The sequence below is a fragment of the Kineosporia rhizophila genome, from assembly GCF_021277265.1.
GTDB lineage: Bacteria > Actinomycetota > Actinomycetes > Actinomycetales > Kineosporiaceae > Kineosporia > Kineosporia rhizophila.
In genome coordinates this window covers 250159-275529 of sequence record NZ_JAJSOH010000006.1, presented here as the reverse complement: position 1 = coordinate 275529, position 25371 = coordinate 250159, and the positions used below count along the sequence as shown (strand labels likewise).

At 70.7% G+C, this 25371-nt stretch carries 19 protein-coding genes; 6 read left to right on the top strand and 13 right to left on the bottom strand.

Annotation, left to right across the window (positions count from 1 at the left end; translation table 11 throughout):
• Positions 1 to 9: 9 nt before the first annotated feature.
• The 3 genes from LWF15_RS12285 to LWF15_RS12275 all read right to left on the bottom strand — a co-directional run bounded on the left by LWF15_RS12285 (position 10) and on the right by LWF15_RS12275 (position 3986).
• Positions 10 to 1413, bottom strand: a complete 1404-nt coding sequence (locus LWF15_RS12285; protein WP_232810590.1) for a WXG100 family type VII secretion target — start codon at positions 1411 to 1413, stop codon at positions 10 to 12.
• On the bottom strand, positions 1410 to 1709 hold the full coding sequence (locus LWF15_RS12280; protein ID WP_232810589.1) for a hypothetical protein: 300 nt from the start codon (positions 1707 to 1709) through the stop codon (positions 1410 to 1412). The genes LWF15_RS12285 and LWF15_RS12280 overlap by 4 nt, the downstream gene beginning before the upstream one ends.
• A 147-nt stretch (positions 1710 to 1856) precedes the next feature.
• Entirely contained in the window at positions 1857 to 3986 is a 2130-nt protein-coding gene (locus tag LWF15_RS12275) for a bactofilin family protein (protein ID WP_232810588.1), read from the bottom strand.
• A gap of 245 nt (positions 3987 to 4231) precedes the next feature.
• Between LWF15_RS12275 and LWF15_RS12270 the strand changes: the two genes are divergently transcribed.
• Positions 4232 to 4396: a hypothetical protein gene (locus tag LWF15_RS12270; protein ID WP_232810587.1), complete on the top strand. Its 165-nt coding sequence runs from the start codon at positions 4232 to 4234 to the stop codon at positions 4394 to 4396.
• Between the two features lie 174 nt (positions 4397 to 4570).
• Here LWF15_RS12270 and LWF15_RS12265 read toward each other — a convergent pair whose 3' ends face one another.
• From LWF15_RS12265 to LWF15_RS12255, 3 genes are read right to left on the bottom strand one after another with little or no spacing between them, the layout of a single operon-like run.
• Positions 4571 to 5179, bottom strand: coding sequence for an ABC transporter ATP-binding protein (locus LWF15_RS12265; protein ID WP_232810586.1), 609 nt, complete (start codon positions 5177 to 5179; stop codon positions 4571 to 4573).
• Complete coding sequence (locus tag LWF15_RS12260) at positions 5176 to 6021, bottom strand: ABC transporter ATP-binding protein (protein WP_232810585.1); 846 nt, start codon at positions 6019 to 6021, stop codon at positions 5176 to 5178. Before LWF15_RS12260 ends, LWF15_RS12265 begins: the two co-directional genes overlap by 4 nt.
• Positions 6011 to 8821 (bottom strand): hypothetical protein, encoded by a 2811-nt coding sequence (locus LWF15_RS12255; protein ID WP_232810584.1) that lies wholly within the window; start codon positions 8819 to 8821, stop codon positions 6011 to 6013. Before LWF15_RS12255 ends, LWF15_RS12260 begins: the two co-directional genes overlap by 11 nt.
• 159 nt (positions 8822 to 8980) lie before the next feature.
• Here LWF15_RS12255 and LWF15_RS12250 point away from each other — a divergent pair, with 159 nt between their 5' ends.
• Together LWF15_RS12250 and LWF15_RS12245 are read left to right on the top strand one after the other, a co-directional pair.
• Entirely contained in the window at positions 8981 to 12037 is a 3057-nt protein-coding gene (locus LWF15_RS12250) for a non-ribosomal peptide synthetase (protein ID WP_232810583.1), read from the top strand.
• A 178-nt stretch (positions 12038 to 12215) separates the two neighbouring features.
• Positions 12216 to 13949, top strand: coding sequence for a BCCT family transporter (locus LWF15_RS12245; RefSeq protein WP_232810582.1), 1734 nt, complete (start codon positions 12216 to 12218; stop codon positions 13947 to 13949).
• 36 nt (positions 13950 to 13985) lie between these two features.
• On the opposite strand, the gene LWF15_RS12240 is transcribed toward LWF15_RS12245, so the two are convergent.
• Together LWF15_RS12240 and LWF15_RS12235 are read right to left on the bottom strand one after the other, a co-directional pair.
• Entirely contained in the window at positions 13986 to 14687 is a 702-nt protein-coding gene (locus LWF15_RS12240; RefSeq protein ID WP_232810581.1) for an MOSC domain-containing protein, read from the bottom strand.
• Positions 14688 to 14697: 10 nt separating this feature from the next.
• Entirely contained in the window at positions 14698 to 16347 is a 1650-nt protein-coding gene (locus LWF15_RS12235; RefSeq protein ID WP_232810580.1) for a CocE/NonD family hydrolase, read from the bottom strand.
• A gap of 204 nt (positions 16348 to 16551) precedes the next feature.
• Here LWF15_RS12235 and LWF15_RS12230 point away from each other — a divergent pair, with 204 nt between their 5' ends.
• Positions 16552 to 18741 carry an alpha-galactosidase gene (locus tag LWF15_RS12230; RefSeq protein ID WP_232810579.1) on the top strand — a complete coding sequence of 730 codons (2190 nt, stop codon included), beginning with the start codon at positions 16552 to 16554 and terminating at the stop codon, positions 18739 to 18741.
• 4 nt (positions 18742 to 18745) lie between these two features.
• Here LWF15_RS12230 and LWF15_RS12225 read toward each other — a convergent pair whose 3' ends face one another.
• From LWF15_RS12225 to LWF15_RS12210, 4 genes are all read right to left on the bottom strand, one after another.
• Entirely contained in the window at positions 18746 to 19636 is an 891-nt protein-coding gene (locus LWF15_RS12225; RefSeq protein ID WP_232810578.1) for a class I SAM-dependent methyltransferase, read from the bottom strand.
• A gap of 41 nt (positions 19637 to 19677) precedes the next feature.
• Positions 19678 to 20217 (bottom strand): DinB family protein, encoded by a 540-nt coding sequence (locus LWF15_RS12220; RefSeq protein ID WP_232810577.1) that lies wholly within the window; start codon positions 20215 to 20217, stop codon positions 19678 to 19680.
• A 12-nt stretch (positions 20218 to 20229) separates the two neighbouring features.
• Positions 20230 to 21552, bottom strand: a complete 1323-nt coding sequence (locus LWF15_RS12215; RefSeq protein WP_232810576.1) for a M1 family metallopeptidase — start codon at positions 21550 to 21552, stop codon at positions 20230 to 20232.
• A 391-nt stretch (positions 21553 to 21943) separates the two neighbouring features.
• Positions 21944 to 22744: an NAD(P)H-dependent oxidoreductase gene (locus LWF15_RS12210; RefSeq protein WP_232810575.1), complete on the bottom strand. Its 801-nt coding sequence runs from the start codon at positions 22742 to 22744 to the stop codon at positions 21944 to 21946.
• 81 nt (positions 22745 to 22825) lie between these two features.
• On the opposite strand from LWF15_RS12210, the gene LWF15_RS37475 reads away from it, so the two are divergent.
• Both LWF15_RS37475 and LWF15_RS12200 read left to right on the top strand, forming a co-directional pair.
• Positions 22826 to 23782, top strand: coding sequence for an AraC family transcriptional regulator (locus LWF15_RS37475; RefSeq protein WP_232810574.1), 957 nt, complete (start codon positions 22826 to 22828; stop codon positions 23780 to 23782).
• A 37-nt stretch (positions 23783 to 23819) separates the two neighbouring features.
• Complete coding sequence (locus LWF15_RS12200; RefSeq protein ID WP_232810573.1) at positions 23820 to 24869, top strand: aldo/keto reductase; 1050 nt, start codon at positions 23820 to 23822, stop codon at positions 24867 to 24869.
• A gap of 46 nt (positions 24870 to 24915) precedes the next feature.
• On the opposite strand, the gene LWF15_RS12195 is transcribed toward LWF15_RS12200, so the two are convergent.
• A complete protein-coding gene (locus LWF15_RS12195) occupies positions 24916 to 25356 on the bottom strand; it encodes a MarR family winged helix-turn-helix transcriptional regulator (protein WP_232810572.1) in 441 nt (146 codons plus the stop codon).
• Positions 25357 to 25371: the final 15 nt, after the last annotated feature.

Below are 25371 nucleotides of genomic sequence, written 5' to 3'. Positions count from 1 at the left end.
GTCGGGTGCTCACTTCTCTGCGTACCGGCCGAAGGTGAGCGCTTCCTTGAACTTGTCCTCCACGCCCATCGCCCCCAGAGCCCTCTCGAAGTTGTCCGCGTAGGTCGTGACCCGGTCCGCGTTGGCGATCTTCTTCAGGTTCGCCTCGATCCCGGCCAGCGTGTTCTTGGCCATCTGGGAGTCGGGGGCGAGCTGGCCCAGGGCCTTGAGCTTGTCCGGGTCGAGCAGGACCTCGGAATCCATCCCGAGGATCTTGCCGGCCCTGGAGTCGGCGAACCTGCTCAGGCCCGGGCGCATCTTCTCGAGGAAGGCCGGAGCCTTATCCTTGACGATGGCGTTGAAGGCGTCGTCGGCCTGCTGCCCGGCCTTGGCCAGCATCTTCTCGTTCAGCAGGGCTCGGGTGCGGTCGCTGACGGTGCCCCCGGCCGCCTTGATCCCGGCGACGGCCTCGTCGACGTTCTTGGCCCCGGCCTTGGCGAAGCCGTCGAGGGCGCCCTGCTTGCCGAGCACCTTGAGGAACTTCTGGCCCACCCGGGCCCCGCTGGTCGCCATCCGGCCGTAGCCGAAGGTGGCCAGCCCGACCACGTCCATGCCGACGTCCCACCAGGAACCGTCACCCGAGAGCGCGAGCATCAGGTTGAACACCAGGCTGACCCCGGTGGCCACGGCGGCGAGGGTGAGGAACGCCGGGGCGAGCACGTTCACCACCGGGATCACCGCCAGCACGGCACCGATCGCGCCCAGGACCATGCCGATGTTGCCGGCCCACTCGGAGATGGTGCTGAACAGCTCGGCGTTCTCGTGCACCCAGTTGGTGAAGGAGTCCCACTGCTTGCCGGACCAGTCCTTGACCTTGTCCCACCAGCTGTCTTTCAGGCCGTCGTTGTCGATCGCCCGGCGCACCGTGTCGGCGGCCCGTCGCCCGGCCGCGTCACGCTGCTCGACCGCCCGGTGCATCCGCTGCATCGGACCCTGCAGGGCGTCGGAGACCTCGGTACCCGACGGCGAGGGGGACGGCGTCGGCCCGGGGGCCGACGGGGCGGCCGAGGCGGCGGCCGCCGCCTTGGCCTCGGCCTCCGCCTCGGCCTGCTTCGCCTCGCGCAGCGCCTGGTCGGCCTCCTGCTGGGCGTGGGCCAGTTCGGTGGCGTAGGTGCTGAGCGCGTCGCCCACCGACTGGTAGCGGCCGCGCGCCTTGCTCAGCTGCCCGGCCACCTCGCTCGCGGTGGAGGAGAACGCGCGGGCGCCGTCACTGTCCCAGCCGTCGTCGTTCGCGAGCCGGTTCAGGGTGGCCGCCTGGGCCCCGAGCTCGGCCGCGAAGTCGCGGTAGCGCCGGGCCACCGCCTGGATCTCGGCCTGGTCGCCGGGAACCGGGTCGGAGGCGGCCAGCGGCGACCAGTCGGCCGGCCGGCTCACTTGCCGCCCTCGGGAATCGAGAGCGCCTCGGCCATGGAGTTGTCCAGCTGGCGGTAGGCGGTGGCCGCCCCGGCCACGAACTTCTGCGCGCCGGTCACCGCCTGGATCAGGTCTTCCCGCCGGATCCGCCAGTTGTCCGAGAAGTCGCCCAGCGCACCGGCCAGGTCGGAGTTCGCCACCACCTGGGCGTCGTGGTCGGCCGCCGACCGCGAGGCGGTCAGCTCGTTGGCCACCTGCCCGAGCCTCGTCGCCGTCGTCTCCAGCAGACCGACGTCGACCTTCACGTACTGCGCCACCGCACCCCCAGGTACTCCACACCGACAGACACCCCCGGCCCCGTGCACCGGAGCCGCTCAGCGGGCCACCCTACCGATTCCACCCGGGCCGACCAGAATTGGTCAACAGCAAGTAGTTACAGCCTTACCCACAGCGGCGAAGAGACGTCAGGTCTTGCGCGCCAGCCCGCTCAGCCCGGCTGCGAGGAGGGTGGTGCCGGCGTAGCCGAGGACGGTGGACAGGTACAGCCAGTCCCGCAGGGCCCGGTCGGCGAACGTGGTGGAGCGGGGTTGCCACTGGTCACGCTGGTGCAGGTTGAGGATGGGCACCACGCTCTCCAGCGAGTACGCCGGGGCGGACAGGCAGGGGTACTGCGGGCCGCAGTGCGACGAGGTGACCGCCGGTTGCGGGGCGGTCTCCCCGGTCTGGATGAACGCGTCGTTGCGGGCCCCCAGCCAGACCGCGGCCAGGGTGACCAGGTAGACCGCGACCAGGGCCCAGGCCGCGCGGGCGGGGCGGTAGCCGTGGCCCAGGCTGCGGCCGATGAACCAGTTCCAGGCCCGGGCGGCCAGGTTCAGGTCGCCACGCCGGCGCAGGTCGTCCTGCTGGGCCATGGCCACGGTGGTGGCCTCGTCGAGCTGGCCGTTGCGCCGGTAGACGTGCACCAGCTGCTGGTACGGCTCGGGCATGAAGCCGGGCTGGCGGCGGATCCAGGCCAGCCTCTCGGCCGGTGAGCTGGGTGCCCGGGAGCTGAGCCGGTCGTAGGTGAAACCGTCGATCAGCAGGCCGTCCCAGTCCGGCCAGCTGCTCTCGTCGTCGTCGATCTGCCCGACCTGGGCCCGCCGCAGGTCCATCCGGTGCGGCCGGCGGGGCGCCCGGGCCCAGCTGAAGTTGCCGGCCAGGGTCATGCCCCGGCCCGAGAACGTGCCCTCCAGGGTGCTGGCCCAGAAGCTGAAGTCCCCCTGGATCCGGCAGCGCACCAGACCCAGGGTGCCCGCCACGGTGGTGCCCCCGGTCATCCACACGTTGCCGCCGACCTCGGCGTCGGCCAGGTCGAGGGCGGAGCGCTCCGGGCTGCGGAACGAGCCGCCCACGCAGATCACCGAACCGCCGATCCGCGCACCGGCCAGGCACACGTCGCCCTCGGCGCCGAAGTGGTCGCCGGTGGCCTCGTCGTCGAACCGCACGTCGCCGCCGACCGCCAGGTTCATCGCCCGCAGGGCCTGACCCCCGGGGTTGACCAGGGTCGCGCCGTCGCAGTCGAGCATCCCGCTCACCCGGGCGTTGTCCAGGCCGATCCGGCCCGCCGAGCGGAACCCGCCGCGCAGCACCACGTCGCCCTCGACCAGGATGCCGGAGCCCTGGATCGAGTCCCCCGAGTGACCGTCGAACCGGCCGTTGGTGCAGTCGAGGTTGCCGCCGATCCGCGCCCCGGTCAGCCGCACCCGGCCGGTGGCACCGAACTGGCCACGCATCAGCAGGGCACCCCCGACGGTGATCCGCTCGGCGGTGAGCGCGTCGCCGGCCGGATCGGCGAACGAACCCCCGTCGCAGCTGAAGTTGCCCTCCACCTTGGTGCGGTTGAACGCGACCCGGCCCTGCGCCTGGAAGCCGTTGGTCAGATGGATGTTTCCGCGCACCTCGGCGTCGGAGACGATCAGCGCACTGCTGCCCGGGTTGGTGAAGTGCCCGCCCGAGCACTGGAGGCTGCCACCGATGCGCGCGCCGGCCAGGTTGACCGCCCCCTCGGCCCGGAACCGGTGCTCCAGGTTCAGTGAGCCGGTGGTGCGCAGGCGGTGGGCGTCGATCGCGTACCGGGTGCGCTGGTGGCGCTGCGAAGCCTCGACCGTGCTGCCCGACAGCACCAGCTCGCCGTCCACCGAGGCGTCCTTCAGCAGCACCGACCCGGTGAACACGCTCCGGCTCAGCCGCACGGTGCTGGCGCTGACCAGGTGCTCGGCGCTGAGGCCGGGGATCCGGCAGCGCACCAGGCTGAGCCCGGCCACGGTGGCGTGATCCAGGTGGACCGGTGCATCGAGGGTGCAGTCGACCAGGTCGAGGGGCACGAGCAGGCGCTGCCACTCCCAGTCGATCTCCCCGACGATACGGGCCCCCCGTACCCGCACCCCGCGCGGATGGACGCCCTCGGTGGCGGTCAGGATGCCGAGCAGCACCGAGGCCGGGACCTCCCGGTCGGCCGGCCACGACACCTCGGGTTTCCGGCCGTCGAACCGGCCGTCACCGGCCAGATCGAGTCTCTCCCCCCGCCGCGCGGCCGCGAGCACCCGTTCCGGCATCGAACCAGCTCCCCTGTCGCTCCCGGTACAGCGCGAAGATCCTCATCATAGGAACGAGGTGCGGACCTGGACGCCCGTCCGCCGAAATACCCGATCGGGCAGCCGAACGCCTCTGGCCGAGGACCGTTCTGCGTGGCAGGCTGCTAGGTGGCACCTGGGAAGTGAGACGGTGCCGGCTGCACCACCGGAAGATGTTCGATCGCCATCACGACTTGACGTGACGATTGAAGAGAGGAGTCAAGGCGATGGCTGCCAGTCAAACCGTGCGAACGAGCACCACGATGCTGCTCGCCCCGGTCTACGACCTCGTACCCGTGGCCCGTGCCGGCTCCCTGATCTTCGGGTCCGGCCGGCGCAGGTGCCGAACCACCGACGTCCAGCTTTCCGGAGAAGCCTTCAACCCGCGCTGACAAGGGTCGCGCGACCGACGGCGCCGCTTCCGGAAAGCCTCCGGTGACGGCGCTTTTTCGCGGGCCACCTTTCGCGAGTCGTCGCGAGGTGTCGCGAGGTCATGGGGTGGCGCTCGGGGTGGATCCTTCCGTACGGGCCCCGGCGCACCCCCTTCGGCGAACCAGGTCAGATCTTCACAGACCACTACCTAGCGGCACCGTGAAGGTGGTGTGTTCCAGTACCCGCGGATCGTGGGTGGAGGTGATCACCAGTGCGCCCTGCGCGACCGCGGCGAGCACCGCGTCGATCACCCGCCGGGCGTTCTCGTCGTCCTGATGGGCGGTCGGCTCGTCCAGTACCACCAGGGCCGAGCCGAGCGACAGCGCCCGGGCCACGGCAACCCGCTGCTGCTCACCGATCGAGCCCTGACCGACCGGCCGAGACGCCAGGGACTCGATCCCCAGTCGCCGGAGAACGGCTTCGGCCTGGGCACTTTCGAACGGGACCCCGGCTGTGAGGGCGGGCAGGACCAGGTTCTCCACGGCGGTGAGCTGTTCCAGCAGGGCCAGACGCTGGGGCACGACGGCGATGCGCCGCCAGTCGGTGATGTCGGCCGTGGCCACGCCGTCCAGGGTCACCGTGCCCTGCTCGGGCCGCTCGAACCCGGCCACCAGGTGGCACAGGGTGGACTTGCCGGAGCCGGAGTGACCGGTCAGGGCGACCAGCGTGCCCGGTTCCGCCTTCAGATCAACATCTTTGAGGACGCCGTGGGTCACCGCGGCGACAGTCAGCTGCCCGGTCATGAGTTCTCCTGTGGAGCGGACAGGACGACCTGGCCGTCGATCACCTGCACCCGGGTGCGTCGGCCGGGGAACAGTTTCAGGGCCTCCGGCGGCAGCTGCAGGCGCCCGGCCGAGTCGATCACCGCGTCCGCCTCCCGCACCTGGTGCACCTCCGCCCCGGAGCGTTCGGCCGAGAGCACGCCGTGCCGTAGGTGCAGCACCCGCGGCAGTTGCCGCAGGGCGCGCGGGTCGTGGCTGGACAGCACGCAGGTGGTGCCCTGTCCCGCGACCTTGGCGAACGCGGCCAGGACCCGCTCGGCGTTCTCGTCGTCGAGCTCGGCGGTGGGTTCGTCGGCCACCACCAGGGCCGGGGCCCGGGTGAGGGCGGCGGCCACGGCCAGGCGCTGCTGCTCGCCGCCGGACAGCCGGCCGGGACGGGCGTCGGCCCGGTGCGAGAGGCCCAGCAGGTCGAGGGTGGCCGCGGGTTCCAGCCCGGACGAGCGGCCGCGGATGCGGGAGATCTGCTGCAGGTTCTCGGTCGCGGTCAGGTGCGGGAAGAGGCCGTGGGCCGGGCGTTGCGGTACCCAGGCGATGCTGTTGCGGCGCAGCGCCTTCAGGGCCGGTTCGCGGGCCTGGGTGACATCGGTGCCGAACAGGGTGACGGTGCCCGCGCTGGCCCGGTCGCGCAGGGCGAGGATGGACAGCAGGGTGCTCTTGCCGCCGCCGGAGGGGCCGGCGATGGCGGTGATCCCGCCGGGTGGGAAGTCCACGTCCACCCCGCGCAGGGCGTGCACCTCGCCGGAGGCGGCCCGGTAGATCCGCACCACGTTGTGCAGGCCGGCCGTGCTGGGTTCACTGGTCATCGCGCAGCACCTCCGCGGGTTCGAGGGTGGCCGAGCGGCGGGCCGCCACCACCACGGCCAGCAGGGTGACCAGGGCGGCGGCGAGCGCGCTGGTCAGCAGGGGAATCAGCGGAACCTGCACTCCCATGGCCGGGGACAGTTCAGGACCGGGTTCGACCAGGCGGGGCAGCAGAACCAGCACCAGGGCGAGCGGCGCGACCAGCACCGCCAGGGCGGCCAGGCAGGTCAGGGCCAGTTCGCTGGCCCGCAGCCGGACCAGTCGCGCGGGCCGGACCCCGAACCGGCGCAGCACCAGATCGACCGGCGCCGCCCGGGCCACCCGCCGGTCCACGGCCACCAGCAGCGACAGCCCGGCCAGGGCCAGAGCGGCCAGCCCGAGCACGATCTGGTAGGTGGCGGCCCACCCGCTGGAGGTCAGGACCGGAGTGGCGCGGGCCTGGTCCATCGACGTGACCGACCGGGCGGTCACGCCCAGCTCCTCCAGGTACTGCCCGAGCGAGTCGGCCGGCCGGGTCGACCAGAGCCAGGTGGCGTAGCTGCCCTGGCCTTCGCTGATGCCCTTGACCGAGGGGTCGAGGTTGCGGTTGCGGGCGTCCAGCGAGGCGAAGAGCTGGGCTGCGTCGAAGACGACAGTGGGACGATCGGTGCCGGGGAAGGTGGTCAGCCCGGCCCGGGCGGTGAGCTGGATCTGGTCGGCCCCGACCTGAATCGTGCCGCCGGCACCGGAGTCCCAGTCGGGCAGGCCGACCAGGAGCGCCGGCAACGGATCGCCGACCTTGGCCTCACCGAAAAGACCGAGCGCGGAACGGGCCTCGGCCAGCTCGGGGCCCTGCCCCCAGGCCGCCACCGAGGGCAGCGTTCGCGCATTGACCACCAGCACGTCGACATCCACGTAGTCGGGCTGCAACTGGGCCCGGGCCCGCCAGACCAGCGAAAGCCCTTCCCCCAGGTCCGGGTCCGCCCCTTCCCCGGCGCCCAGGTCGTAGGAGTGCTGGATCTGCGCCGTGCTCTCGGCCCCGGCCAGCACCGAGGCCTTGTCCAGGGCCGAGGCGTGCACGCTGGTCGCCGACACCAGCCCGTAGGCCAGGACCCCGACCCCCAGCGCCAGGACGACCACCAAGTCGGCCACCGGAACACCGGTGTCGCGTAGCCCGCGCAGGACCAACGCGTTGGCGCTGGTGCGGCTGCGGCGCCCGGAGAACATCCCGAACAGCCAGGTGCCCACCCGCACCACCAGCAGGCTGCCGCAGGCCAGGACCAGGATGGGCAGCACCGCCGAGAGCGGGTCGGTGTACGAGGCCCCGCCGTCCCGGGCCACCGTGGCGATCACCGCGCACACGGTGGCCCCGGTCAGCAGCCCGAGCCAGGGTCCCTTGGACCGCCCAGAACCCCGAGGACCAGAATTGGAGGACGATTCGTGCCCGGCGAGCGCGCGATTGATCGAGCGGGCCTGCAGCAACCCCACCACGGCGTTGCCCAGCAGGGTGACCAGGGCGACCAGCCCGGCGGCGAGGGCGGTGGTGGTCACCGCTCCGGGCCCGAGGTCGCGCTGCGGACCGAAGGTCTCGAAGGCCAGCCAGGCCCCGGCTCCGCCGGCGGCCGCGCCCACCACGGCGGGCAACAGCAGTTCCAGCACCCCGGCCGCGACCACCAGGGGCAACGGCGTTCCCAGACCGGCCAGCAGTTCGTTCTCGCGGCGGCGACGCTGGGCCAGCGCCCGCAGGGCGGTGACCACGGCGGCCAGGCCGAGGGCGGCACCGGCGAAGGCGATGCCGCGGCCCTGCTGGGACGCCGTCAGCGCATCCTTCTCCGCCTGGGCCTGCAGGTCCGGCAGCCCGGTCTCCACCCGCGCGATCGCTCCCGCGCTGGTCAGCAGCCGGGTCAGTTCGCTGCCCGGGTCGGCACCGGCCACCTTCAGCTCCTGGGCCGCGGCGGCCGCCTGCTCCAGCCGTTCGGGCACCCGACCGGCCTCGGTCAGCGCAGCCGAACGGGTCCAGGTCGGGGTCTCCTGGGCGGCTTGCAGGGCCGCGTCCACGGTGTCCCGGTCGCCGATCATCAGCAGCGCCGGCGTGGGGCAGCCGAGCGGGTCGCTGGGCAGGCGCGCGGCGATCGACGAGAAGTACGAACCGGCCGGCAGACGCCCGTCCGGCCCGGTGCGGTAGGTGCCGGCCAGCCGCACCTTCGAGCGGCTGGTGACCGGTGTCCCGGCCGGCAGGTCGGCCTTGTCCACGTAGGCGCCGACCTGGTCACAGCCCTGGATGTCCGTGCCCTGGAAGGTCTTGCCGGACCAGAACTCGTCACCCGGCCGTAGGCCCAGGTCCGACGCCACGCCCTCGGGCAGCCAGATGCCCTTCGCACCGCGCTCGCCCTGCACCACGTCCAGCGCCTCGACCGCGCCGGTGCGGTGATACAGCACCGCCTCGCGGCGCTTGCCGTCCACCGCCAGGAAGGGCGTGGGAGTGCCGAACTCGTACTGCCAGCCCGAGGCCCACACCGCGGTGACCGGACCGCCCAGCCAGGGCACCCCGTCCACCATCTGCGTGACCTTGGCCTCGGCTTCGGCCGGGAAGCCTCCCGCCACCACCACCCCGAGGGCCGGTTCCCGGACGAGCTGGGTGTTGGCCGGCACGGTCGCGAGCTTGCGCTCCAGCGAACCCGACGCCGTGGCCCGGCCGAACAGCGGCCCGGCGGCCACCAGAGCAGCCAGCAACGCCACACTGACGGCGATCATCGCCGCCGTCGAGCCGCTGCGCAGCATGCGGCCCGGCGCACGCAGCAGTAACGGCCACGCGCTGAGCATCCCGCCTCCGACCTTCACCTGATTTCGTCCCCCCGAACCGGGTCAGCGTAGTGGGGCGGCGTTCAACTGCGACCAGCGCCCGCTTGGCACGTCCTGCCACACCTGCGAAAGTCCCGCCCGCACAGGGCGTAGCCACTGCTCGCGGCCGGAGATGAACTGATGGAACAGACCAGACAGAGCACCACGGACGGGTACTCGCGGCAGATCTGCTCAGCCGAGTGGATCTACGTCGGCATGGGCGTTCCCAACGTCGTCCAGCACGTCTTCGAGGGCGAGGGCGAACTGGCCGTCGCCGACCTCGAGCGGGCGGTCGCCACGGCGGCGGACTTCTCCCCCGGTGTACGACTGCGGCGCAAGCGCCGACGCTGGATCGACTCCGGCATCACGCCGCCCGTTCGGGTTCTGCCGCTCGAGCCGGGTGCCGACCTCCTGGCCGACCCGGCCCTGCAGACCCCGCTGAACTACCGCCGTAGGGGCCCGACCTGCGAGGTCCTGCTCGTGCCGGCCGTCGGGGACGAACCCACGCGCCTGGTGTTCCGCGGTTTCCACGGCATCACCGACGCCCGCGGCCTGCTGCTGTGGGCCGGTGACGTGTTCCGGGTGCTGCGCGGTGAGCAGCCGCTGGGCGCCACCTCCACCTGGAACGTGGACGAACTGATCGACCAGCTTCCGACGAACGGGCTGCCGCAGCTGCCCACCCCCAAGGACAAGCCGGAGTGGCCCAGCCTGATGGCGCCGCTGACCGGCCGGCGCCCCGGCCTGATCTGGCGCCGGCGCAGCATCGACGGCCTGCACGCGGCGGCCACGGCCAAGGTGATCGCCGCCATCGCGGCCGCCCACGGCCACGCCGAGGGGCGCTTCCTGATCCCGGTCGACCTGCGCCGCCACCTGCCCGCCCTGCGCTCCACCGCCTGGCTGTCACAGGCGCTGGTGGTGCCCACCGCTCCCGGCGCCGGCTGGCAGGACGTTCACCAGGAACTGCTGCAGGGGCTGGCCGAGTTGCGCGACATCCGGGTGCGCACCAACCCGAAGCTGACCCGCGTACCCGTGTCGATCGTCCGTCTGCTCAGTGACGGGGTGGCTGCCGACGCTGCCCGTAAGCAGCGCTACTTCGGCACCGCGTTCGTCACCAATCTGGGGTTGGTCGACCTGGCCGAGTTCAGCAGCGAGGCCTTCCGGGCGACCAACCTCTACTCGCTGGGCGGCTCCGGCCCCTCCTCCCCGCCGACCGTCGATCTGGTCGAGACCGCGGGCCGTACCGAGGTGGTCATCACCTGGCGGGACGTGCCCGGCGCGGCCGAGGCGATGGACGCTCTGCTCGACGTGATCGAGGAGGCGCTCTCCCCTCGTCACCTGCGTGACCACCCCGCCAACCGGACGACGGTCCAGGAAAGTGGCTCACCGGCGTCCAAAAGCTCGTTGCTCCAGCTGTTCCGCGACCAGGTGGAGCAGACCCCCAACGCCATCGCCCTCAGCGGACCCGACGGTGAGGTCAGCTACCGCGAGCTCAGCGAGCGCGCTGACGCGATCGCGGCCACCTTGCGCGGGCGGGGTGTGGCTCCCGGCGAGGTCGTGGGGGTTCTGGCCGAGCGCACGCCGGCGGCCATCGCCGGGATCTGGGGCATCCTGCGGGCCGGCGCCGCCTACCTGCCGCTGGACATCCAGCATCCGGACGGGCGGGTCGCCGATCTGCTGACCGACGCCGAGGCCCGCTTCTGCCTGGTGCAGGCCCCGCACGACGCCCGCCCCTGCTTCCCCGAGCACTGCACCCCGGTCGATCTGGACGCCGAGCACCAGGCCGACGGCAAGCCGGATCCCGAGCCCGCCCCCGGTGACCTGGCCTACGTCATCTACACCTCGGGCTCGACCGGCCGGCCCAAGGGTGTGCAGATCGAGCACGGGCCGCTGCTGAACTACTTGTTCTGGGGCAACCAGGAATTCGGCATCGACGCCACCACCCGGCTGCCGCTGCTGACCTCGCTGTCGTTCGACGTCTCCGGCACCTCGATCTTCGGCCCGCTGATCACCGGCGGCACCGTGGTGCTGGTCCGCGACCAGCCCACCCACCTGACCCTGCAACGGCTCCTGATGGAGTCGGGGGCCACGATGCTGAACCTGACGCCCTCGCACCTGGAGCTGATCGGCCGGCTCGACGTCCGGCCCGGCGGTTTCCGCAGCATCGTGGTGGTGGGTGAGCAGTTGCGGGTGGAGGTGGCGGCCCGGGCACAGGAGATGTTCGGCCCGCAGTGCCGCATCATCAACGAGTACGGCCCGACCGAGGCCACCATCGGCATCACCGCCTACACGTTCGACCCGGTGGCCGACGCCGAGCGCAACGTGGTCCCGATCGGAGTGCCCGCGCACAATTCTCAGGTGCACCTGCTCGACGCGCACCGCCGGTTCGTGCCGGACGGCGAGGTGGGTGAGCTCTACCTCGCCGGCGCCCAGCTGGCCCGGGGCTACCTCGGCCGGCCGGACCTGGACGAGGAGCGTTTTCCCACGCTGGTCGACGGAACCCGGGTGTACCGCACGGGTGACGTCGGGGTGCGGCGGCCGGACGGGATCCTGGAGTTCCACGGGCGGATCGACGACCAGGTCAAGATCCGTGGGCACCGGGTGGAGCCGGCCGAGGTGGCGGCCACGCTCGAGGAGCACCCCGGTGTGGACCGGGCCGTGGTGGTCGCCCGGGCCCGTAGTGCCGGCTCGGCCAAGGCCCTCTACGGCTACGTGCTGGTGAACTCGCCGGTGACCGTGGCCGAGCTGGAGGCGCTGGCGGCCGAGCAGCTGCCCTCGTACATGGTTCCGGCCGCGGTGTTCGTGGTGGACGAGATCCCCTACAGCATCAGCGGAAAGGTCGACGTCAAGGCCCTGCCTGATCCTTTCGAGGGTGGGCCCGCGCCGGAGGCCGGCACTGGTGCCGTGGACGCGACCGAGGCCCAGATCGTCGCGATCTGGAGCCAGGTGCTGGGCATTTCGCCCAGCGGCATCGACACCCACACGGACTTTCATGTCCTGGGCGGGGATTCGCTCTCGCTGCTGACCATGCTGGCGGCGGTCTGCCGCGACGTGCTGGGCTCACCCGAGCTGGAAGCGCCGTTCATGGCCCAGCTGGTGAACATCATCGTCCGCCCGACCGTGGCCAACGTGGCCCGGATCGCACGCCAGACCATGGGTCTGCCGGAGGACCTGGCCATGAAGGCCGACTACCCAGGGTAGTCATCGCCCCTTCGATACACGACGAACACCCGTCAATGTCCAGATTTGTCACCGTGCTCGTCTTGACACTCCCACACCAACCCCTGAACTGTTCCGTTTAGCACTACCGATTGCGTAATGCGCAACGGAACAGTTCAGCGGTGTGCTCGATGAAGCTATCGGTGAGGGAGTCGCCGTCATGTCCGAAGCAGCAGAAGCAGGAAAACCCCGCGATACCACCGAAACGGAACCACCTTACGAACCACCTTCGCTCCACGAGCAGTCCAGGAACCAGCACCTGCCCACCGACCGGGTGGTCTTCGGCGTCTCGGCCGCGCTCGTGGTCGCCTTCATCGCCTGGGGCGTACTGGGCACCGACTCGCTGAGCGAGACCGCCTCCACCGTGCTCGAGGCGGTGATCGAGGGCGGCGGCTGGGCCTTCGTCCTGGCCGCCAGCGCCTTCGTGGTGTTCGCCCTCTGGCTGGCATTCAGCCGCTACGGCAAGATCCCGCTGGGCCGCGACGACGAGCAGCCCGAGTTCAAGGCGGTCTCCTGGATCGCCATGATGTTCAGCGCCGGCATGGGCATCGGCCTGATGTTCTACGGTGTGGGTGAACCACTTTCGCACTTCACCACGCCGCCTCCGGGAACCGCCGAGGCCGGTACGCCGGCGGCCCTCGAGGTCGCCATGTCCACCACGCTCTTCCACTGGACGCTGCACCCCTGGGCGATCTACGCGGTGGTCGGCCTGGCGATCGCCTACGGCACCTTCCGCAAGGGCCGGCCGCAGCTGATCAGCTCGGCCTTCATCCCGCTGTTCGGGCGGGCCCGGGCCGAGGGCGCGTTCGGCCGCGCGGTCGACATCCTGGCCATCTTCGCAACGCTTTTCGGCTCCGCGGCCTCGCTCGGCCTGGGCGCCCTGCAGATCGGGGCGGGCCTGACCGAGGGCGGCTTCATGGACTCGGTGAGCGAAACGCTGCTGGTGGTCATCATCGTGGTGCTGACCATCGCGTTCATCGCCTCCGCGGTGTCCGGCGTCTCCAAGGGCATCCAGGCCCTGTCGAACATCAACATGGTGCTGGCCGGGGTACTGGCGGTGGTGGTGTTCGTCGGCGGGCCGACGATCCTGATCCTCGACCTGCTGCCGACCATGATCGGCGACTACTTCGCCAACCTCTCGGAGATGGCCGCGCGCACCGCGGCCACCGGGGGCGACGCCACGGCCACCTGGCTGTCCGGCTGGACGATCTTCTACTGGGCGTGGTGGATCTCCTGGACCCCCTTCGTCGGCATGTTCATCGCCCGGATCAGCCGGGGCCGCACCATCCGCCAGTTCGTCGCCGGCGTCATGCTGATCCCCAGCTCGGTCAGCCTGCTGTGGTTCGCGATCTTCGGCGGTGCGGCCATCCAGGCCCAGCGCAACGGCCAGGACCTGGCCGACCGGGCGATCGAGGGCCAGCTCTTCGGGCTGCTGGACACCCTGCCGCTGGGCGCCGTGCTCGGCGTCATCGCGATGGTGCTGGTGGCGATCTTCTTCGTCTCCGGCGCCGACGCCGCCTCGATCGTGATGGGCACCCTGAGCCAGCGCGGCACCATCCACCCCACCCGCGGCGTGGTGGTCTTCTGGGGTGCGGTGATGGGGGCGATCGCGGCGATCATGCTGCTGGTCGGTGACGGCGGCGGTGACGCCCTGTCCGGCATCCAGAACATCACGATCATCATGGCGCTGCCGTTCATGCTGGTGATGGTGCTGATGTGCGTGGCCCTGGTGAAGGACCTGCGCAAGGACCCGCTGATCCGCCGGGACGTGCGGGCGGTCGAGGCGATCGAGGCCGCGATCGACTTCGGGCGGGAGAACTACGGCGACGACTTCTTCATGCCGGTCAAGCCGGTTCCCGCATCGGACGACGAGAGCAGGAAGACGAACAGCTGACCCGTCGAGAGGCTCCCGGCCGAGATCGGGAGCCTCTCAGCGCAGCACCACCGGATCCCCCACCGCAACGCGCCCCGGGGTGACCACCGACCCGTACACACCCAGACACATGTCCCGGTGACGGGCAACGGCTTTGAGGACCACCGGCGTCCTCAAACCGGTTCTGGGGTCGATATTGACGATGACACACCGCTTGTCACGCCGGTCGACCCGCATCACCAGCTCACCGATGCCGAGCTCGCGGCCCACCCAGTCGTCCTCGGGAAAGGGCTCGGTTCCGGCCGGCTCGATCAGTAGGTTGGGCCGGAAGCGCAGCGGATCGGCGGGTTCTGAGCCCGCCAGGGCGCTGATGTCAGCCACCGTGCGGGTGGAGACCAGCGACAGGGGCATGCTGTCGAACGTTCCCCTGTCCAGCTTCATCACCTGGGCCCCCAGCTCCTCGGCCAGTTCCGGCGCGGTGACCTCGAACTCGGCGCCGTCGGGGGTGCACACCAGCACCTTGGAACGGTCGGGCTCATCGGGTGACTCCAGCCGGGGGCGGTACTGGCTCAGCTGGTTGTTCTGACGCAACGTGAGCCAGGGGAAACCGGCCCCCGGATACCCCGGTCGCAGGAATCCCCACCGCCGGTCACCCGAGAGCCCGTGCCAGGAGACGTCAGCTGCCTCCAGCGCCTCCGCGGCCATCGATTTGACCGGGTACCGGTACAGCGCCGCGACCCGGCCCAGAACGGTCGTCACCCACCGAACCCTACCGGCTGAGCGGGAGGGCGAACGAAGGCGAGCCGGTGAGGCGCTGCTTCAGGTCGACCGTGTAGGCGGCGCTGTACTCGGCCAGGAACGGGGCCGGCTCACCGCTGGTCCGGCGGTCGTCGGCCGGATCGTCGAGAGCCACCCGCAGGTGAGCGTCGGTGATCTTGACCGTCTTTCCGGTCGGGCTGGCCAGCCAGTCGCTCGCGGTCGGGATGCCGGGCTGGACGGTGCCGATCTCCACCGCCAGGGAGTGGCCCTTCTTCAGTACCCAGTCGGTGGAGCGCAGTTCGAAGGCGGTCCGGCCGTTGCTGAATCGCGAGACCTGCATGTCGAACATGACCGCCTTGCCTCCGGGAGCCACGTCGTACAGCTTCACCTGGACCTCGCTGTCGGTGTCGGCGCTGACGTCCATTTCGGGGGTACCGGTGATCCGGGTGGCCTTCTGCACCGGTTCCGAATGCGTCACATACGTGGACTCCCGGCCATCGTCCACGAATTCGCCTGTCTTGAGGCTCACTTCGGCCTCGGCGTCGGCGAGCGGCCAGGCGTCCTGACCGCGCCAGCGGCCGTTGCTGTCCTGGACCGCGAAGGTGGGGTAGGTAGTGTTCGGCTTCTTGCCCTTCAGATGCTCGTCGTAGAAGGCGAACACCTCCTTGAACCAGCCGCCCCGGCCCACCTGCAGGCGGCCGTCCGGACGCCGGTCGTTGGGCCGGTCGTGGGCCCACGGGCCGAGCCAGCCGCGCTCGGTGCCCTCGTGGTTGGCCAGGAACTCGCGCAGCCCCTCGGCCTCGGTGTTCCACTCGGTGAAGCCCTGGGTGAAGAACAGCGGGGTCTTCGTCCCGGCGGCCTGGGCCGGCAGGTCACGCGCCTCCCAGTAGGCCGAGTCCCGGTCGGCCGTGCGGTAGCCGTTCATGATCTCGGCCAGGCACAGCGGGTTCTTCGTCTCCCAGGCGGCGTTCTTGCGGTAGCGCTTGGAGTCGTCCGGCATCTGGGGCGAGGTGGCGATGGTGATGTACTGCTGGGCGACCTGGGCGATGGTGGCCCGGGGCACGCCGTCGGAGCGGAAGTTGCGGTAGGGCTCCCAGATCGGCTCCATCGCGACCGTGGCCTTCAGCGCCGGGTGGTCGGTGTTGTTGCCGACCAGTGCGGTGATCGCGTCGTACGACTTGCCGTACATCGCCACCGCCCCGCTCGACCAGGGCTGCTTGGCGGCCCAGCCGATGGCGGCCTTCACATCGGCCTGCTCACCGGGACCGGCCAGGTCGTGGCAGCCGGTGGAGCCGCCGAAGCCCCGGGAGTCGACCATGACCAGGGCGTAGCCGCGCTCGAGGGCACCGCCCTCCTCGATCAGGTCGTTGAACCGGGCCGAGGGGCCGGTCTTCTTGAACCCCTCGGGGCCCATCTGACCGGCGTGGCCGAAGTAGGGCCCCACCGAGAGGATGACCGGGAGCTTCTGCCCCTTCTTGCGTTTCTCCGGCAGCAGCACGTCGGCGTGCAGTTCGACCCCGCCGCTGGAGGGGAAGTAGTGCTGGCTCCAGACCGCTCCCTCGGGCACTCGCCCCTGGTCGGCGGCCTGCGCGGGCCCGGCGCACACGCCGAGCACGACCAGGGGTGACAGGGCGAGGGCGGCCTTGTGGATGCTTTTCACGGGCTCCTCCGGAACGCTCATTGCGGTGCTTCGGACTGACCCGGATCAGGCAACACCGTGCCGTCGGGGCACACTCCACCCGAGATCGACGTGATCCGGCTCACTCACGCGTGGGCGATTGTCCGGGATTTTCTTTCACGGTAAAAATAAGTAGCCGAACCGCCACCACCGCAAGCCATCGCCACCATCGCAACGGAGCACATCGTGTCGCACCCCGCCCCTGTCCATTTCCGCGCCGCGGGCGTCAGCCTGGTCATCAGTCTCGAAGGACCGGTCCCGGCCGTCCTGCACTGGGGCGCCGACCTGGGTGAACTCGACGAGAACGGCCTGCGCGCGCTGGCCCTGAGCACTCCTACCGAGACCCCCCACAACGCACCCGACCTCCCCCGGCGCCTCACCCTGCTCCCCACCGAGCGGGACCTGTGGGTAGGCACGCCAGGGCTGTCCGGCCACCTGGGCGGGCGGCGCACGTCGCCGCGTCCGGTAATTGAGGACGGGTCGACTCGCCTCAGTCACGACGCGGACCTGGGTAGCACGCTGGAAGTGCAACTGAGCGACGAGGTCACCGGGCTCGAGTTCGGCCTGCTGGTCCGGCTGACCCCGCAGGGGCTGGTGCAGGTGCGCCACCGGGTGCTGCGCCCCGCCGACGACCAGGACCCCGAGCTGCCCTACGAGCTCTCCGCCGTCACTGCTCTCATGCCGCTGCCCCCGCGTGCCAGCGAGATCCTCGACTTCACCGGGCGCTGGGCCCGTGAGCGCCAGCCGCAGCGCCTGCCCGTGGTCGACGGTTCGCACCACCGGCACATGCGCCGCGGCAAGCCCGGTCCGGACTCCCCCTACCTCACCCTGGCCGGCACCCCGTCGTTCGGGAACCGCACCGGCGAGGTCTGGGGCTTCCACCTGGCCTGGAGCGGCGAAAGCCACTGGCGGGTGGAGCGTCTGCCCGAGGGCGCCGGCGGTTCCACCTCGGTGATCGGTGGTGGCGAGGCGCTGCGACCTGGCGAGGTCCGGCTGGCCCCTGGCCAGGAGTACGTCTCCCCCGACGCGTTCTTCGCCTGGTCCGGCCGCGGCCTGGACGGCATCTCCGACCGCTTCCACCAGTACCTGCGGGCCCGCTCCAGCCACCCGGTCCGGCCCCGCCCGGTGATCGTGAACACCTGGGAGGCGGTGTACTTCGACCACAGCCTCGACCGGCTCAAGGCGCTCGTGGACAAGGCCGCCGAGGTCGGCGCCGAGCGTTTCGTGCTGGACGACGGCTGGTTCCTGGGCCGCCGCAACGACACCACCAGCCTGGGCGACTGGCAGGTCGACCCCAAGGTGTGGCCCGAGGGCCTGGCCCCGCTGGCCGACCACGTGCGCGAGCGCGGCCTGGAGTTCGGCCTCTGGTTCGAGCCGGAGATGATCAGCCTGGACTCCGAGGCCGCCCGCCGGCATCCGGACTGGATCCTCGCCCCCTCCCAGGGCCAGGGCGCCCCGATGCGCCAGCAGTACGTGCTGGACCTGACCAACCCCGAGGCGTTCGCCTACCTGGTCGACGCGATCAGCACCGCGGTCACCGCCTTCGGCGTGGCCTACATCAAGTGGGACCACAACCGGGAGCTGCACGAGGCGGTCTCCCGCGGCCACGGTGACGCCGTCGCCGTCTCGGCCCAGACCCGCGCCACCTACGCCCTGATGGACACGCTGCGCGAGCGTCACCCCGGCCTGGAGATCGAGTCCTGCGCCTCCGGCGGCGCCCGCGTCGACCTGGGCATCCTGGCCCGCACCGACCGGGTCTGGGCCTCCGACTGCATCGACCCGGTGGAGCGCGTCATGATCGACCGCTGGACCATGCAGCTGCTGCCGCCCGAACTGGTCGGCGTGCACGTCGGCTCCTCCCCCGCGCACACCACCAGCCGCGACACCGGCGCCACGCTGCGCTTCGCCGGGGCCCTGATCGGCCACGCCGGCGTGGAGTGGGACCTGACCAGCCGCAGCGCCGAGGAACTGGCGGCCCTGCAGCGCTTCATCGCCTTCCACAAGAGCGTGCGCCCGATGATCGCCCGCGGTCAGGTGGTCAACGCCGACGTGGCCGACCCGGCCACCACCCTGCGCGGCATGGTGGACACCGACGCCGCCCGGGCCGTCTACATCTGGGCCCGCACCACCACCTCGGCCTCGGTGTTCTCCGGCCAGGTGCAGTTCCCCGGCCTGGACCCGGCGCGCACCTACGCCGTGCGGGTGGTCGGTGACTTCGGTCTGCCCTCGTTCGCCGGGCGTTTCCACTCCGCCTGGGTGCAGCAGGCCGTCGACGGCGAACTGCTCCTGCCCGGCTCGGTCCTGACCACGGTGGGCCTGCCGATGCCCACCCTCTCCGCCCAGCAGGCCCTGGTGCTGGAGCTCAACGCCCGCTGACCGGTTACGGCCGGACGTCCCGCTGGAAATGGCAGTTGATCACCAGCGGGACGTCCCAGGCCGCCTTCCACGCCTCCGGAGCCAGGCCGCTCAGAGACCAGGGCCAGCCCGACCACGGCCCCGGGTCTTCTCCTTCGGGCTCGACCGGCCGGGAGGCCTTCGGCTCCTCACAGGCACGTACCTGCAGACCGTGGGCCAATGCGGCCCGCAGGAAGTCGCCGGGGCGGTGGCGATACGTCGGAACCAAGCCCGGACGTCCGTCGCTTCCGGTTGCATTCACGACCGATCCACGGAACACGCATTCGTGGTGCACATCGGAGATCACGAGATGCCCACCCGGGCGCAGCACCCGGCTGAACTCCCCCATCGCCGGCTCCAGCGCCGGCAGGTGCGAGAGGGCCAGAGCACACACCACGAGATCCACCGAGGCATCGGCCACCGGGAGCCGGTGCAGGTCACCGCGCACGAACTGGGCGGCCGGCAGTCGGCCCTGGGCCACCCGCAGCATCTCGGCATTGCCGTCCACCCCCAGCACGCGATGCCCCCGCCGAGCCAGATCGCTTGCGAAGCGGCCGGTACCGCACGCCGCATCCAGGGCGGTCCCGACGGGCAGACTTTCCACGACGCCGTGCACGAAGGGCTCGTCCAGATCGAACAGGCTGTTCGGGGTGTCGTAATGCGGCGCCCACCGCTGGTATCCGTCGTTGACCAGCCCGCGTCTCGCCTGAACACCGGGATGGGCTCTCAGCTGCGGGTCGTCGAGCAACCGCCGCACCTCGTCGAGGCGGCCGCGGGTGAACTCCTCGTCGAAGTCACCGGCCCAGCCCCGCAACAGGGCCAAGCCCTCCAGCCCGAGCAGGTAGGCCAGAGGGTGCTGGTAGATCGGCTCGCGCATCGGTGCTCCGTTCCTCGGGCCCGGCCGGTGATTTTCGGGTCCTACTGACCCGTGCGGCCGTCGAGGGCCTCACGCAGCAGATCGGCGTGCCCGACGTGCCGGGCGTACTCCTCGACCAGGTGGACCACGATGTCGCGGGCCTCGACCTCCTGCCCGTCGACCCGGATCAGCGCGTCGAGATCCAGGCCGGCGTAGACAGCCCGGGCATGGGCGACCTCCCCGCGCCAGGTGGCCCAGGCCTCGGCAACGACCTCGTCGTCGGCGATCGCCTGGTTGAAGTCGAGATCCGGATCGTCCTCGGTGCGGTACAGCCGGGGCAGTTCGGGCTGTCCCTCGAAGACCCGGCGCGTCCAGGAGTGCTCGACCCGCGCGAGATGACGGACCAGCCCCAGTAGCGACATGGTCGACGGCGTCACCGAACGCGTCGCCAGTTGCGCAGCAGTCAGCCCCGCGCACTTGAGTTCGAAGGTCATCCGGTAACGGTCGAGGTATTCCGCCAGCACGGCCTTTTCGCCCCGCCCGGGGGGAATGGCCTCGCGAGGGTCGTCGCCGGGCCTCATCCACATGCCGTCGAAGCTCATCCGGTCAATCAATCAACTGAGCCGCACCCTCGACAAGTCAATTGTTGAGACGTCCGGGCGTCCCGTCGAGTGCACCCAGGCCCGGAAGAAGGTGTGCAGATCCTGGCCGGAGACCTGCTCGGCCAGGTGCTCGAAGTCGGCGGTGGTGACGTTCCCGCCGGCGTGGGTGCGGGCCCAGGCCCGGGTCAGTTCCCAGAAGGCGTCGTCGCCGATGGTGCGCCGCAGCGCGTGCAGGGTCAGGGCGCCCCGGTCGTAGACCGCGCGGTCGAACAGCTGGGCGCGAGTGGGGGCTGCCAGGTCGACTTTCCAGATCGGGTCGCTCTTGGGACGGGAGGCCACGTCGTCGGCCAGGGCGTCGACGGTTGCGCCGTACCGGGCACCGTACTCGCGGTCTGACCACAGCCATTCGGAATAGACGGCGAAGCCTTCGTTGAGCCAGATGTCTTGCCAGGTCGCGATGCTCACGGAGTCGCCGAACCACTGGTGGGCCAGTTCATGGACGATGGTGCTGTCGTCGAGGGTGGTTGCGTACACCGGGCGGGTCTGGGTCTCCAGGGCATAGCCCAGGTCGGCGTCGTTCACGATCGCACCGGCCGCCGAGAACGGGTAAGGGCCCCAGGTGTCGGCGAGGAACTTCAGGATCTCGGGCTGCAGGCCCAGCGCTTCCTGCGCGTCGCGGGTGGCCTGCCGGTCCAGGTCGCGGCTGACCGCGTTGAGCACCGGGATGCCCTGTGGACCCGTGGCAGCCTGCAGGTCGTAGTCGCCGATGTTCACCGTGGCCAGGTACGTGAGCATCGGGTCTTCGGCATGCCAGGACCAGGTGGTGCGCTTGCCCTCCTCCCGATGCCCACCCAGGATTCCGTTGGCCACGGCCGTCATTCCGCGGGGCACGGTGACGGTGAAGTCGTACGTGGCCTTGTCGGTGAGCACATCGTGCGCCGGGAACCAGGTGGGCGCCCCGTCGGGCTGGGCGAGCACCTGCGCCCCGGTGGAGGTAGCGATCCATCCGAAAGGTGTGCCGTTGGCGTCTACAGGGGTTCCCATCGCGCCCTCGTATTCGACCTCGACCTCCAGCTTCTGCCCCGGGTTCGGACCAGCGACCGGCTCGATGACCAGTTCGCCCTTGGTCTGACGGAACTGGGCATCCGCGCCATCGATGCGAACCGCCTTGGCTCGGGGCCCCCGCAGGTCCAGAACGATGTCGTCCAGCACGATGTCGTCCGGGCCGCCGCCGGCCAGGATGTCGAGCGTGGCCCTCCCGACGAGACGCCGCCTGGCCACGTCGTAGTCGAGATCCAGGTCGTAGTGCTGCACATCGAGCTCGGTTGCGGCCACTGCTGAGGGCGGGTTGTCCCGTCCAGCCGAGTGCGACTGCGGGTGTGACTGCGACTGCGAGTGTGGCTGTGACTGCGAGTGGGCCTGTGAGTGTGACTGCGACAGGCAGGCGGTCAGACCGCTGGCGATCAGGGCGGCCACGGCGACGAGGCCCAGGCAGCGGGCTGAGGTGGCGGGTCGAGCGGGTCGAGCGGGGCGAGGCATGGAAAACTTTCTTGTCGGACGATGCATCAACCCTCGCCCGTGGAGGCATTACGTATCGTCCACCCACGGAGTGACCTGCTCTCCGCCCTCGGTATGACCCCGGCCGCCAGTACCAGCACGAATCCGGGCAATCACCGCCGGTCCTCGTCGGTCGTCGCCGGTCCTCGTCGGTCGTCGTCGGTCGCCGTCACTCGGAACTGTTCAGGTGGATCCCCAGATCGGTACGGCCGGGCAGGATGTCTGCGCGCAGGGCGCGGGTGCCGTCGTACTCACCGTCACGCAGACGCCGGAAAGGAAGTGCCGGCTCGGTGTCCAGGGTGCGCAGCCTTTCCCGTAGTCGCTTGACCTCCAGTTCACCCTCGGTTGGCGCCAGGGCGTCGGCGTCGTGAACCACGTGCAGGCCCAGCGTTTCGATACCGACGTACCAGAGCACGCCGTGAGTGATGGGGAACAGCAGAGATTCCAGATCGCCGCTGATGCCGCGCGGGCCTACCGAACGGGCGTCCTCGCCCGCGGTGACCACGACGAGAGCCTTGCGCCCGCTCAGACCGCCGTCGCCGTAGCGTCGGGGCACGCCACGTTCGGGATCGGCGTCCCCGTAGGCGAACTCGCTGGTGAGAACCCGGTCGAACCAGCCCTTCAGGATGGCCGGCGGGCCGTACCACCACAGCGGAAACTGGATGACGAGCAACTCGGCGGCGGCCAGCTTGGCCTGTTCGGCGCTGACGTCGGCGGGCGAGTGCCCCAGTGCGTAGGTCTGACCGATCTGTTCGGCGATGTTGCCGGGTTCTTCGGCGCGTGCTCCGAGGTCGCGGCGACCCAGAACGGGATCGAAACCCTGGGCGTACAGGTCGGAGGTCGCCACCTGGCGGTAGGCCGACAACTCCTGCACCCCTTCCTGGAAGAGCCGGTCGTTCAGGGAGGGGCGGCGGGGGTGCGCGTACACCCACAGCGCAGAACCAGGCGTCGGTCGGTGGGAAATGGTCATGACGTTGATTCAACGCCGCCTGAGTGGACGATTCCATGGGTCATCCGCCAGAAGACCCGGGCGATCGTCTAATCTGGGCCAGTGGATACGTTCAGCGACCTGATGCGTGGCGTGCGGGCCCACGGTTCCCTGTTCGGCAGCACGACGTTGAACCCGCCCTGGTCGCTGCACTTCGTTGACGGGGCGCCGCTGAGTCTGTGCGCTGTTCTGCAGGGTGGCGGCTGGATCGTGCCGGAGCAGGGTCCGGCTCAGCGCGTGGGGGCCTACGAGACGGTGCTGGTGCGGGGGCCGGGAACCTTCAGCTTCGTCGACGAGGTGGGCACGGCGGCTGTCCCGATCGAGTGCGGGGTCGAGTGCGCGACCCCTGAACAGGGCGGCACACTGCACCGACTGGGCTGGCACGACCCCGGCGACGGCAGCCACGGTGTCTCGGGTCCGGGGCCGACGACTCTCATCGTCGGGGCCTATCCGGTGCACAGTGAGATCAACAACCGACTGCTGGAGTCGTTGCCCGTCATGCTCAGTGTGCATGCCGGCGGTGGGGTCGATCCCGTGCTGGATCACCTGGCCGCTGAGGTGGCCGTCGATGCTCCGGGTCAGCAGGTCGTGCTGGACCGTCTGCTGGACTGGATGCTGGTCTGCACGCTCCGGGCCTACTTCGACCGGCCCGGCGGCCGGCCACCGGCCTGGTGGGCGGCCCAGCGCGATCCCGTGGCCGGTAAGGCTCTGCAGATGCTGCACGCCGAACCGGCCGCGCCGTGGACGGTCGCCACGCTGGCCGAGCGGGCCGGGGTGTCCCGCGCGACGCTGGCCAAACGTTTCAGCGACCTGGTCGGTGAGCCTCCGCTCAGCTACCTGACGGCGTGGCGGATGACTCTGGCCGCGGACCTGCTGCGGGAAGAGCCGGCCGCCACCGTCGCCGACATTGCCCGCAGGGTCGGCTATTCCGACCCGTTCGCCTTCAGCGCCGCCTTCAAACGGGTGCGGGGCGTCAATCCCCGTGAGTACCGGCGCAGCAGCCAGGTCCCGGTGCCTTGATCTGCCGGTTGCCCGGGCTCCGGGTAGCGTCTGCCTCATGGAATACCGACGACTCGGACGGTCGGGACTGCGGGTCTCGACGCTGACCATGGGAACGATGACGTTCGGCGGGAAGGGAGGTTTCGCGGCTGTTGGCAAGACCGACGTGCAGCTCGCCCGGCGCCAGATCGACCTGGCCCTCGACGCCGGGGTCAACCTGATCGACACCGCCGACGTGTACTCCGACGGGCTCAGCGAGGAGATCACCGGCGAGGTGCTGCAGGGCCGGCGCGAGAACGTGCTGCTGGCCACCAAGGCGCGGATGGTGGTGGGTGAGGGCCCGAACGACGGTGGCGCCTCCCGCTACCACCTGGTGCGCTCGGTCGAACGCAGCCTCAAGCGGCTGCGCACCGACCACATCGACCTGTTCCAGATCCACGAGTGGGACGGCCAGACCCCGCTCGAGGAGACCCTCGAGGCCCTGGACTCGCTGATCCGGGCGGGCAAGATCCGCTACGTCGGCGCCTCCAACTACAGCGGCTGGCAGCTGATGAAGTCGCTGGCGGTGGCCGACGCGCGGGGCTACCAGCGGTACGTGTCCCAGCAGATCCACTACACCCTGCAGGCCCGCGAGGCCGAGCAGGAACTGGTGCCGCTCACCCTGGACCAGGAGCTCGGCATCCTGGTCTGGAGCCCGCTGGCCGGCGGCCTGCTGTCGGGCAAGTACCGGCGCGACGTCACCGCCCCGGAAGGCTCCCGGCACCTGAGCGACTGGAACGAGCCCCCGGTGCACGACGAGGGCAAGCTGTACGACATCGTCGACGCGCTGGTCGAGATCGGCTCGGCCCACGGGGTCTCGGCCGCCCAGGTCGCCCTGGCCTGGCTGCTGGGCCGGCCCGGAGTCACGTCACTGGTGATCGGGGCCCGCACCGAGGAGCAGCTGACCGACAACCTGGCCGCCGCCGACCTGAGCCTGACCGACGACGAGCGTGCCCGCCTGGACCAGGTCAGCGCCGTCCCGCTGCCGTACCCGCACTGGCACCAGGCAGCCACGGCGAGCGAGCGCCTGTCCCCCGCCGACCTGAGCCTGCTCAAGCCCTTCCTGTAGTGGGCACAGCCCGACGTCGCCGCCGTATGGGGTGGCGGCGCCGGGCTCAGCTCGGATCGTGCTCGGCCAGCAGCACTCCGAGCATGCGGACGAACTCCTGCCGCTGCGGGGCCGGGAGCGGGGCGAGCAGCTCCTCCTGCATCCGGTCCAGCACCACGTCCATGCGTTCCAGCTGTGCCGCACCGGCTTCCGTCAGCAGCACCCGATTACGTCGGCCGTGCTCCGGATCCGGTTGCCGCTCCACGAACCCCTGCTCGGCCAGCTGCGTGACCGCCGCCACCACGTCACTGCGGTCCATCCGGCCCCAGCGACCCAGCTGCGCCTGACTGGCCGGCCCGAACTCCTGCAGCGAGGCCAGGATCCGGTAGTGGTACCCGCGCGCGCCGGTCTCGGCGAAGCCGCGGAAGGCCATCCGGCCGACGTGCACCGCCAATTGCGAGATGAGCCAGCTCGGCTTGCCGGAGAGGCGGGCGGGGATCTCTTCCATGCACTTCACCCTAAT